The organism is Nostoc sp. FACHB-152 (genome assembly GCF_014697475.1).
Lineage (GTDB): Bacteria > Cyanobacteriota > Cyanobacteriia > Cyanobacteriales > Nostocaceae > Nostoc_B.
On sequence record NZ_JACJRV010000136.1, the window covers coordinates 1 to 11246 of the forward strand.

Sequence of the window (11246 nt, forward strand, 5' to 3'; positions counted from 1 at the left end):
AGTAACTATCTCAACCCCTTGTAATTACGTTTTGACGCAAATATCAAAGTTTTATCTCAAAGCTTTGAACAGTCTGGCTTTGAAGTTTTCGGACAAGTCTAATATTGGTGGTTCGTTTATTGCTAGTACCGCTAATAGTATTAATTTTAGTGATGGTATAAAGTTCAGTGCTGTAAATTCTCAAACTTCACCTTTGCTGACTATCAGTGTACCCGTTGGCTTACAATTTGGGTCAAATCCAGGAAATATAGTAGTGCGTGGCAATGGTTACAATTTATCTGTTCCCACACCTCTGTTCTCACCAATTACTGTAGGTAATAACTCAACAGGTTTGCAGGTGTCACCAGGAAAGACACTAGCTTTGGTAGGGGGTAATGTAGACTTACAAGGTAGTACGCTAACCGCAGAGCAAGGAAGGATTGAGTTAGGTAGTATAGCTGATGGGCAAGTCAGCCTTAGTCCCATTCCTGTGGGCTTTGCTTTGAGCTATCAAAGTGTACATAGCTTACAAGATATTCGCCTCTCGCAACAGGCGTTAGCAAATGCTAGTGGCGGTTCTATTCAAGTTCAGGGTCACAATATATCACTTATTGATGGCTCATTGATTTTGAGTCAAAATCATGGGGATCAGTTTGGGGGAAGTCTCAGTGTCGATGCTGCTCAGTCTTTAAAAGTCAGTGGAACCAACCCAAATGGTAGATTGAATGGTGGCTTGCGTAGTGAAACTATTGGTAGTGGAAGTGGAGCTAATATTGCGATCGCCACTAAGCAGTTAATTGCTCAAGGTGGAGCAGCAATCGTTACTCGCTCTTTCAGTCCTGCTCAAGCGGGTAATGTGGCTGTGAATGCTTCTGATTCTATACAAGTGAATGGAGTTTCACCCCTTGAACCGACTGTGCTGAGTGCCATCTCTGCTATTGGTTTGAATTCCGGCAAAGCAGGAGATGTTGCATTGTCAACTAAACGCTTAACTGTCCTCAATGGAGGAGCCATAGCATCTTCAGCTTTGGGAAGCGGTAACGGAGGAGAAGTCACAGTAAATGCTCTTGACTCTGTAGAACTGATTGGAATGTCAAGAATTTTTTTACTAAGTGCTGTGAATGCTCTCGCTGCCAGTGCTGGTGATGCTGGAAAAGTTACAATTAACACATCCTCCTTGGTGATTCGCTCTGGAGGAGCAGTCAGTTCTGCCACCTTTGGAACTGGTAATGCAGGTAGTATTACCATTAATGCCAAAGAGTCTGTAGAGGTCAGAGGTACAGGGTTAAACTCTCGTTATACCAGTTCTGTGCGATCGTCTGCTCCTATTTTGGCTCAGACTGTCCAACAAGCTTATCGATTGCCTCCTACAGCCAGTGGAGCTTCGGGAGACGTAACAATTAATACTGGAACTTTGAGAGTGACTGATAATGCAACAGTCGAAGTCAGTAATCAAGGGCTAGGTAATTCCGGGAATCTCCGCATTCAAGCCAACTCTATTTTTCTAGACCGTGGAGGTGCAATTACAGCAGCAAGCGCATTTGGTGAAGGCGGCAACATTGAACTACAGGCACAGGATTTACTGCTGTTGCGCCGTAACAGTGGAATAACTGCTTCTGCGAGAGGTCGTGGTAATGGTGGCAATATCAACATCAACACTAATATTTTAGTTGCATTGGCCAATAGCGATATTAGTGCTAATTCTATTGATTTTCGGGGCGGTAATGTGAGAATCAACGCTAAAGCAATTATTGGAACACGCTTCCGGGATGCACCCACCCCAAAGAGCGATATTACTGCTACAGGAGCTAATCCACAGTTCAATGGTGTAGTGCAAGTCAACACACCAGATGTTGACCCGTCTCAAGGCTTAACTGCTTTGCCGACAAACATCATTGATAGTTCACAGTTGATTGCCAATAGTTGCATTGCTTCAAGTAAACGACCAGAAGGAAAATTCTTCATCACAGGGAACGGAGGCTTGCCAATCATGCCCGATGATCCCCAGGTAGCATCCTATCAAACTTATCAGATACCGTCTGGCATAAACGCAGATATCTCAACGCCACAAGAGAACACAGCTATTGACAACAAGCATGAACTAGTTACACCCTTGCCACTGATTCCAGCTACTGGATGGATTTATGGGTCTGATGGCAATGTATCTCTCATTAGTTCTGCACCTAATGTTGCTCCTGGTGGTGCTTGGCCACAACACCGTACTTGTTCGAGTAACTAAATTAGTTGATTGAGGTTCAAAAATTACAGTGGCTAACAGGCTTGAAACTCTCTAACCATATAGCTTTGTTCTAAAAATCTGTATTTGATTTACCTGTAATTTGCCGTAATTTTCCAAAATTGGAAAGTCAATTTCCTATCTTGACGATGTGCGGTTAATTCAATCGATTTATTGTATGAATGTGCAGTGAAGGCGAACACCTAAAACGCCAGCACCGCACAGATGCAACTTACTAACGTATCTTAATTAACTCAGGAGAAAAACAATGTCTCAGATTAACAACCAAACACAAGACCTCAACAGCATCGAATTAGTTCAAGACCTTGACCATGAATCTGCTGCTACTGTTAGTGGTGGTGCTTTAGTCCTTTCCAGCTTACGCGATGGTGAAGGAACACGGAGAACTTTTAACGGCAGAAACCCTAGTTTAGGCAACTTGAACGATAGAGCATCTTGGTACGAGGTGACAGGTACAAGAGATTGGTTTGCCTATACTGGTAGGAATTTCACAGGTACACGCAGACTTCTGAGAGCAGGTACAGTAAATAACCTCAGGGGTATCTTCAACAACAACTTTGAGTCTGCCAGACCTGTCTAATCATCTCGGTTCTATCTTATGCCACAGGCTAAAATCCTGAAAAAACTAAAACAGAAAAGAATGCTCTCGCCTTCGGTTTTAGCTGAGTAACACTCTTTTCTTCTAGTAGGTAGGGGCGAGGTCGTATTTGCTCCTACTCTCTCACTTTAATAATAGCAAAAATAAACTAACTAAGGGTAAAAACAATGTCTCACATCAACAACCAAACCCAAGACCTCAACAGCATCGAATTAGTCCAAGACCTTGACCATGAATCTGCTGCCACAATTTCTGGTGGGATACAAGTTTTCTCTGATGCCAATTTTTCAGGTTTCCGATTACCTTCTCAAGCCGTCAGGAACTTGGAGCTAGTGCAAGGCGGGGTTTTTAACGACGAAGCTTCCTCACTTTTTAACGAAACCAACCAAGTCTGGGCATTCTACTCAGAGGCCAATTTCCGAGGTAAACGCCTTGCTCTAAGGCCAGGACAATTTGCTAGAAATCTTGACAGTTTCGATTTTAACGACGCAATCTCATCCTATCGCAGTGAGCCTTCTTTTTAGAAAGGCTTGTTTATGAGCAGCACATCAGCCTTTTCAAGCCCAACCTTCATACTGATACCCAATTTTTAGGAGTTAGAAACAAGAGAAAAATGCTCAAGTCTTTTCCCGCTCTCTTGTTGCAATCGATAGGGGCGATCGCTATTCGCTCCTAAGATTTTTTGAAATCTTAACACAGCAAATTCTACCATGAAATACCAGGTTGTTCTCCAACACAGTGAAGAAGATTGCGGTGCTGCCTGCCTTGCAACTGTTGCCAAACATTACGGACGCACTTTAACTATCAGTCGAGTCAGAGAAGCAGTAGGTACAGGTTCACAAGGTACTACCTTGCTGGGTTTGAATCGCGGTGCAGAAGCTTTAGGATTCAACGTTCGTCAAGTCAAAGCTTCGGCTCAACTGATCGACAGTTTAGATAAAGCTCCAATGCCCGCCATCATACATTGGAAAGGTTATCACTGGGTAGTTTTATACGGACAAAAGAGAAATAAATATGTAATTTGCGATCCTGCCATTGGTATCCGCTACCTCAGCCGTAAGGAATTAGCCGAGGGTTGGAGCAATGGAATTATGCTGCTATTGGTTCCAGATGACGCTCGTTTTTACGAGCAGTCGGATGATAAAATAAGCGGTTTTGGACGCTATCTGGTGCGTGTTTGGCCTTATCGCTTTATTCTAGCCCAGGCGATCGCCATCAACATTGCGATCGGACTTTTGTCTCTGGCTTATCCCTTGATGATGCAGTTGTTGACTGATGACGTGCTAGTGCGGGGGGATACTCAACTATTAACTACCGTGGCAATTGGCGTAATTGCCCTGAACTTGTTTAAAAGTGCCATTGGTTTGGTACAGTCTCACCTGATCGGTCACTTCAGTCAACGCCTGCAATTAGGACTGCTGTTGGATTATGGTCGAAAACTTTTACACTTGCCCTTGTCTTACTTTGAAGGACATCGTAGTGGCGAAGTCGTCAGTCGCATTGGCGATATTGATGCCATCAATAGATTAGTTTCGCAGATTGTTCTTGGTTTACCTAGCGAATTTTTTATTGCTTTAGTTTCCTTGAGCTTTATGCTCTTTTTGAGTTGGCAACTCACTCTGGCTTCCATATTAGCTTTTATTATTGTTACTTTAGTTAACCTGCTTTTCTTACCTGCCTTACGCCAGAAAACTCGTAAACTTATCGTTTTGGGTACTGAAAACCAAGGCTTTCTAGTAGAAACCTTTCGAGGAGTTCAAGTACTCAAAACCACCCAAGCAACACCGCAAGCTTGGCAAGAGTATCAAACTAATTATGGTCGCCTCGCTAACTTGGGTTGGAGTACGATGAAGTTGGAACTCTACAGCAGCACGTTTACCAATGTTCTTTCAACCATAACTAATATCGGTTTACTCTGGTTAGGCAGCTATCTAGTCATTAATGGAACATTATCTATAGGTCAGCTACTAGCTTTTAACGGTATGAGTGGTAATTTTCTGGGTTTTTTAAGTTCAGTTATCGGGTTAGCAGATGAGTTTATCACTGCCCAAATTGTGATTCAACGTATGGCAGAAGTGATAGACGCTACCGCAGAAGACTCAAACGAACAGAAAAGACCTTGGGCAAAAATTCCCACCGATGCAGATATTATTTGCTCTCAAGTTAACTTCCATCATGCTGGTAGAGTTGACCTGTTGCAAGATTTTTCGTTGACTATTCCTGGTGGCCAAGCTGTTGCTTTAATTGGTAAATCTGGTTGTGGGAAAAGTACCTTAGCCAAATTGCTCGCTGGCTTGTATTCCCTACAGTCAGGTAATATTCGTTATGGCATTTATAATCGACAAGACTTATCTGTAGAATGTCTGCGACAGCAGGTAGTCTTAATTCCGCAAGAGCCGCACTTTTGGAGTCGCTCAATTTTTGAGAATTTCCAATTCAGCTATCCCGACATCACCTTTGAAGAAATTGTCTCAGCTTGCCAGATAGCAGGAGCAGATGAATTTATTAGCCAGCTACCTGATAAATACCATACTGTTTTAGGAGAATTTGGCGCGAATCTTTCTGGAGGACAACGGCAGAGATTAGCAATCGCCAGAGCAATAATTACTGACCCGCCAGTACTGATTTTAGATGAATCTACTGGCGCACTCGACCCAGTAAGTGAAACCGAAGTGTTAGATCGACTGCTGGCATATCGCCAAGGCAAAACCACAATTTTGATTAGTCACCGCCCCAAAGTGATTGGACGAGCCGATTGGATTGTATTACTAGATAAAGGCCGTTTGCAAATCCAAGGTTCTCCAGAAGAACTGCGCTCCGTTGCTGGAGACCACTTAGAATTCCTTGATGATTTTCTCCCATCAACGTCTAAAAAACTTGTGAAATCTTCCAGATCTCAGGCTAATGGCAAATACGCCACTGTCATTTAATTCCATCCTGTCCTGAAAAATTATCTCTGATTCTTATTATGGTTAGTCAGTCTCATTCTATTTCGCTGCCCCAAGCTGAAGAAAGCGATTTTCTCCCACCTCTTGGTAGTTGGACTACTCTTGGCGGTGCGATCGCATTGGTGACTGTAACAATAGCAGTTGCCGTTGCCTCTGTAACTAAATACAAAATCACCGTTCAAGCACAAGCAACTGTGCGTCCGGCTGGCGAATTGCGGCTGGTTCAAGCTGCAACAGAAGGGCCAGTTAAGCAGATTTTTGTGAAAGAGAATCAGGTTGTCAAAAAAGGAGTGGCGATCGCTACTATTGACGATTCCCGCTTGCAAACCAAGAAAAGCCAATTACAAAGTAGTATTGGGCAAATAAAATTACAACTGATTCAAATCAAGGCTCAAATTGATGCCTTAGAGAACCAAATTATAGCTGAAACTGACCGCAGTCAGCGTGCAGTTGCAGCAGCACAAGCCCAATTGAGGAGTCGCAGACGGGAGTATCAAGATAAGCAAATTACCACTGTTAGTGATGTTCAAGAAGCCTCTGCAAGTGTCAAAGCAGCAGCCGCAGCCTTGAAAGCAGCGCAGACAAAGCGAAACCGATATGAGGGTGTAGCCAAAGTTGGAGCTTTGTCACAGGATCAATTCGAGGAAGCACAACTAGCTGTTCGCCAGCAAGAACAAGCACTCTCTGCTGCCAAAGCTAAATTACAAAGCCTGCAAGCGGCTCTGAATCCGAGTAATGCAGAAATGGCGATCGCACAAGAACAGATTGCTCAAGAAAAAGCTACAGGAGCCGCTAACATCGCTGCCTTCAACAAAGAACGCAACACGCTGATTAGGCAACAGATTGAAATACAACAACAGCTAGAGCATGATACCCGCGAATTCCAACAAGTGAATATCGAACTTAAGAGTACTATCATTTCTGCCACAGCAGACGGTGTGATTTCCAAGCTCAACCTGCGTAACCCTGGTCAAACATTGCGTCCTGGAGAAGAAATTGCCCAAATTGTTCCGACTTCTGCCCCTTTAGTGATTAAGGCAGTGGTTGGCACTGAAGATAAAAACAAATTGAAACCAGGACAAAATGTGCAAATGCGAGTAGGAGCTTGTCCCTATCCCGATTACGGCACTCTCAAAGGTACGGTCAAAACGATTTCTCCAGATGCTTTTTTCCCACAAGCGAATAATAGTAATGGTGTTGCAACAACCACCCCCAAAGGTGCGGCTTTTTATGAGGTGATGATTGAGCCGCAAAGCTTATCTTTAGGTAAAGGAAAGAAACAATGTTCTGTTCAAATGGGAATGGAAGGCAAAGCTGATATTATTTCTAAACAAGAGACTGTACTGCAATTATTTTTGCGGAAGGCAAGGTTAATTGTAGATGTTTGATTTCGTTAGTCGCCTTGTAATTAGTTAAATTTTTAGATTATAGATGTGTTAAACATTTTTGTTGAGCAACAGCTTGATAAACATTCTAAACACTAAAATTATTGCTGCTAATTACCCCTGTATACTCAGCCCCTAAAATTTTTTCTAATTCTGCTCGCTTTGCGAGTATCAGCTGCTGTAAATAAACAGAACTCAGAATTAGCCACTACCCACAACAACTCTTTGGTTCCTGGTTCCTTTGACAGACCAAGGTGTTTCATCCACATAAATAGCATCGTATAAACGGTAGAAAACCATATTCTCTTCACTTGCCATTTACCTCGCCTCTCTTGATAGCTGTTAGTTGCTGTTGCAGAATCATAATGTGCAGTTGATGTTGGTCAATCTCTGATTGCAACTTTGTTTTTAAATCAGCAACAGATAATGTTTGAATTTGGTCGCTGGAATAGTATCGGACTTCATCAGAATGGTTGTGAGCCATAACTGCATATCTCCAACCGTGACCGTACTCATAGGCCAATTGAGTATCGGCAGGGTGGTATTCTAGTCCTAAAATGATTCCCTGCTGTGTGCGCTGACCAAAGGTAAAGCTGGGGTAGTCCCAATGCTTAGGGATTGAGATTGTCGGTTGCATAAATTTGCTGATGCTTGAAGGGATGGGTGAGCAATTGGGACAGAATTACTGAGGCTTGTCCCAATTGGCTGTGCTTATTATTTGAAGCAAGGCATGAGAAAGAATCATGAGAGTGGGCATCAAAGCCCACTTTTTGCTTACGCCGCCACCAATTCCTGTACTGGCTCAGACTCCATCACCGTTAGCCATTCCTGTTCACTGAGTTGGTCGAATGGTTTATCTAATAAGTCATCCCAATCCACACCTTCAACCACCAGCAGCGATGTCTCACGACAAGCTGCTTTGCATCTACGCACAGCCTCATCCACCGACCCACAGATGACTCTCCCTTGATGGGCTTGGGCTGCGCGGATGCACTACCAATGACCGTCTGTAAAGCCGACTTCGCCTAATTTCTCGTCATCCTTGTAAATCCCATCATCGAGCAGTTCCAAACCGTGCTGCTCACAGGCATCGAAAATCTGCGCCATGATTTCATTCCCGGTTGTGCAAGGGGTATCTGTCGCATCCTGTTCTTGCTTGGGTAAAGACTTATCTTTGTAATGTATGCGAATGTAGCGATCGCACATCATTGGAGTGAGCGCACGAAATTCTTCTGCGTTGTTGATGACTACTACCCAACGTTGCGTCACAAAATCGTCATCGTCGTGGGTTACGGTGGCAATCAGCTTGTTGCCTGCGTAATATTCTTTGTCGTAGAAAGATATATCAATTACTCTCAATTCTTCCGGTGCTACCGCTTCGGCTTGCTCCGCAACATACTGGTTCAGTTCGGCTTGAGCAATCGCTTGTTCGTCGGGGGCAGCAATTCTTTTGAGGTGCGGTAGGGTGCAACAGACGGGCGGTTGCTGGGCGGGGGCGATCTGTGGCATGATGGGAATCTCCTTAAATACAAGGTCAAAAAGCGAGCGCTCAAGTTTCTCAGGCTGTAGGCGGTCGCTTTTTGTTTGTCTCTATGATTATTATATTAGTCGTAGCGACTAATGAAGTCAAGCTACTAACTAACATATTTTATGCTACGATTTATCCTATAGTCGCAGATACTAAAGGGCAAATTCAAGGAGGTGTAATGTAAAAGATGCCGACATTCGTAGAGAAATCAATGCCGATCAAGTGGCGCTTGGCTGTATTAATGGCTGATAGAGAAATTGATTATAAACAACTTGCCGAGATAACAGGTATGCACCCTGTGACCATCAGCAAGCATAAAAATATTAGAGTCATGCCAGACAGACTAGAGAGGGAAACATTAGAAAAATACTGCAAAGCTCTAAATTGTCAACCGGGTGACTTGTTAATGTACGTTCCAGATGAACCCAAAGAACAAGCATCATAATGTCTTGCTTTTGGTATAAGGGGACTGTTACCCAACCCCAAAAGCACTTCTTTTTTCAGCTTTACCCATCTCATGAGAGCAAGATTCTTGGAGTTAATTTTCAATCGAATCTGGACAGAAACCACTGACCTAAACAAGTGGAATTATGAATAAATCATCTTCCAGACGCAAAAAATTCAACTCTGCCTCATCAAGCGACGATACTCAACAAGAAAAACTTGCTCACCAAAACATTACCCCTTTACAAGACCCCGCTAACGCAACTATCGATGTTGCTGCCGTTGAAGTTCCAGAACTGACCGAGGACGAACAACGCGATCGCCTGCACCTGGAGCGAAAGGTTGAGAGAGCATTTTTTGAAGCGGGAAAAGCATTGATGGAATTGCGCGGTCGCAAACTTTATCGTTCAACACACAAAACCTTCGAGGAATATTGCCGTGATAGATTTGGCCACAGCCGTCGCCAATCTTACCTTTTAATGGATGCGGCTGTTGTTTTTGATTGCTTAATCCAAAAATGTGATCAATTTGATCACATTTTGCCGACAGCAGAAGGGCAAATCAGACCCATGACAAAGCTTGAACCCCAACAACAGCAAGAAGTCTGGCAGGCTGCTGTGGAAGAAGCAGGTGGCAAAGTCCCATCCGGTCGCATCGTTAAAGATGTGGTGCAGCGCATTATGGAAAGAACGAAATTACCCAATACTTACCGTGTTGGCGAAGTTTGTCAAATTCTACCCAAAGAGAACCCAGACCTCAGAGGCAAAGCTGGCTGTTGGTGCATCGTTACTCATGTGGGGGAGTTTAGCTGTACAGTTGAGGCTTGGGATGGAGAATACACAGTGAGAATTGATCACCTGAAACCGCTCAATTATTCGGATGTTGAATGCCAGCAGATGCAGGAGATTTGCGATCGCATTACAAGGGTTCGGGAAAACGAGAATTTAGAAGATGCTGCCCGTGCTATGTTGAGATATCTGGGAGAATTGAAGCGACCGTATTTAACTGATGTGGAAGAAAAGCTGCTAAGTGTGATTGAGCAAGAAGACGGGGTTACAGATTGATCCAAAGTGTAAAAAAACTCGACAATGGATGGATATTCATCTTATGATTGTGTAATCAGCTTGATGTTTGGCAAGTCGAAGCGGGGTTAAAAACCCTAGGAGGTTTGCCAAAATCGCCAGAACCTTGACAAAATAATAAGTGTAGCGTTTCAACAATTAAGGAAGTTGAGAATTAGTCGCAATAATAGCGGCTGAAATCGACCTGTTTTTGAGGTTCGTCAAATAGCTTCCCAGGAAGCTTGCTCTGTAATAGTTTCAGCACCGAGCAGTTTCCAAACTCGATTACCCCGCAAGGGGACTGAAACTTGGTATAACGCGCGTTTTCAGCTTTCCCTTGGTTGGTTTCCAAACCTTATTACCCCTCACGGGGACTGAAACGACAAATCTCACCCTCTGTGTCATCCGGCGGTTCGGTTTCCAAACCTTATTACCCCTCACGGGGACTGAAACACGGTCAAGCTAAAATTTTAAACCCTGCTGAGATTAATAGTTTCCAAACCTTATTACCCCTCACGGGGACTGAAACATGGAAATTTATTAGATGCTATCAACACAGGCGCGAACGTTTCCAAACCTTATTACCCCTCACGGGGACTGAAACAAACCAAAGCTGTTGTTAGTTGGACTTGGCAGGATGTTTCCAAACCTTATTACCCCTCACGGGGACTGAAACTAAAAACTGAACATCGTTAAGAAAGGTATATCCCAAAGTTTCCAAACCTTATTACCCCTCACGGGGACTGAAACACTGAGTACACCGATCCATCCGCGCCGGGTCTATTGGCGGCGGTGGTTTCCAAACCTTATTACCCCTCACGGGGACTGAAACGAATCATTCGCTTTTGTAATCCTAATTTTCTAGCAAAGTTTCCAAACCTTATTACCCCTCACGGGGATTAAAACTATTAGCAATTTTGTAAATCACGAGCTGCTAAACTCAGAGATCGCCACAAGAGCATTTACTTCTGCCCATCAGTAATTTTCCCCAAAAGGGGATGATATCACATAAAATATTGAATCATTCTTCGACTCAACCCACACGA

The 11246-nt window shown here is 43.6% G+C and carries 10 protein-coding genes, 1 pseudogene and 1 CRISPR repeat array; of the genes and pseudogenes, 7 read left to right on the forward strand and 4 right to left on the reverse strand.

Annotation, left to right across the window (positions count from 1 at the left end):
- From H6G76_RS35040 to H6G76_RS35060, 5 genes are all read left to right on the forward strand, one after another.
- Window positions 1–2218: S-layer family protein (locus H6G76_RS35040; protein ID WP_206757043.1), on the forward strand; the 2218-nt coding region annotated here is incomplete at its 5' end.
- A gap of 265 nt (window positions 2219–2483) precedes the next feature.
- On the forward strand, window positions 2484–2816 hold the full coding sequence (locus tag H6G76_RS35045; protein WP_190710792.1) for a hypothetical protein: 333 nt from the start codon (window positions 2484–2486) through the stop codon (window positions 2814–2816).
- Window positions 2817–3001: 185 nt separating this feature from the next.
- A complete protein-coding gene (locus H6G76_RS35050) occupies window positions 3002–3358 on the forward strand; it encodes a peptidase inhibitor family I36 protein (RefSeq protein ID WP_190710793.1) in 357 nt (118 codons plus the stop codon).
- Between the two features lie 186 nt (window positions 3359–3544).
- Complete coding sequence (locus tag H6G76_RS35055; protein ID WP_190710794.1) at window positions 3545–5764, forward strand: peptidase domain-containing ABC transporter; 2220 nt, start codon at window positions 3545–3547, stop codon at window positions 5762–5764.
- Window positions 5765–5802: 38 nt separating this feature from the next.
- Entirely contained in the window at window positions 5803–7170 is a 1368-nt protein-coding gene (locus H6G76_RS35060) for an HlyD family secretion protein (RefSeq protein ID WP_190710795.1), read from the forward strand.
- Window positions 7171–7258: 88 nt separating this feature from the next.
- On the opposite strand, the pseudogene H6G76_RS35065 reads toward H6G76_RS35060, so the two are convergent.
- From H6G76_RS35065 to H6G76_RS35080, 4 genes and pseudogenes are all read right to left on the reverse strand, one after another.
- A pseudogene (locus tag H6G76_RS35065) lies at window positions 7259–7440 on the reverse strand (transposase); the annotation flags it as partial.
- 34 nt (window positions 7441–7474) lie between these two features.
- The gene (locus H6G76_RS35070) at window positions 7475–7804 is read right to left on the reverse strand and encodes a hypothetical protein (RefSeq protein ID WP_190710796.1); all 330 of its coding nucleotides are present in this window, start codon (window positions 7802–7804) and stop codon (window positions 7475–7477) included.
- 137 nt (window positions 7805–7941) lie between these two features.
- Window positions 7942–8100 (reverse strand): hypothetical protein, encoded by a 159-nt coding sequence (locus tag H6G76_RS35075; RefSeq protein WP_190710797.1) that lies wholly within the window; start codon window positions 8098–8100, stop codon window positions 7942–7944.
- Between the two features lie 60 nt (window positions 8101–8160).
- Window positions 8161–8676, reverse strand: coding sequence for a hypothetical protein (locus H6G76_RS35080; protein WP_190710798.1), 516 nt, complete (start codon window positions 8674–8676; stop codon window positions 8161–8163).
- A 230-nt stretch (window positions 8677–8906) separates the two neighbouring features.
- On the opposite strand from H6G76_RS35080, the gene H6G76_RS35085 reads away from it, so the two are divergent.
- Both H6G76_RS35085 and H6G76_RS35090 read left to right on the forward strand, forming a co-directional pair.
- Entirely contained in the window at window positions 8907–9140 is a 234-nt protein-coding gene (locus H6G76_RS35085; protein WP_242056669.1) for a helix-turn-helix transcriptional regulator, read from the forward strand.
- 145 nt (window positions 9141–9285) lie between these two features.
- The gene (locus tag H6G76_RS35090) at window positions 9286–10203 is read left to right on the forward strand and encodes a hypothetical protein (RefSeq protein ID WP_190710799.1); all 918 of its coding nucleotides are present in this window, start codon (window positions 9286–9288) and stop codon (window positions 10201–10203) included.
- A gap of 268 nt (window positions 10204–10471) precedes the next feature.
- Window positions 10472–11106: direct repeats of the CRISPR family, unit length 37 nt; unit sequence GTTTCCAAACCTTATTACCCCTCACGGGGACTGAAAC.
- Window positions 11107–11246 lie beyond the last annotated feature (140 nt).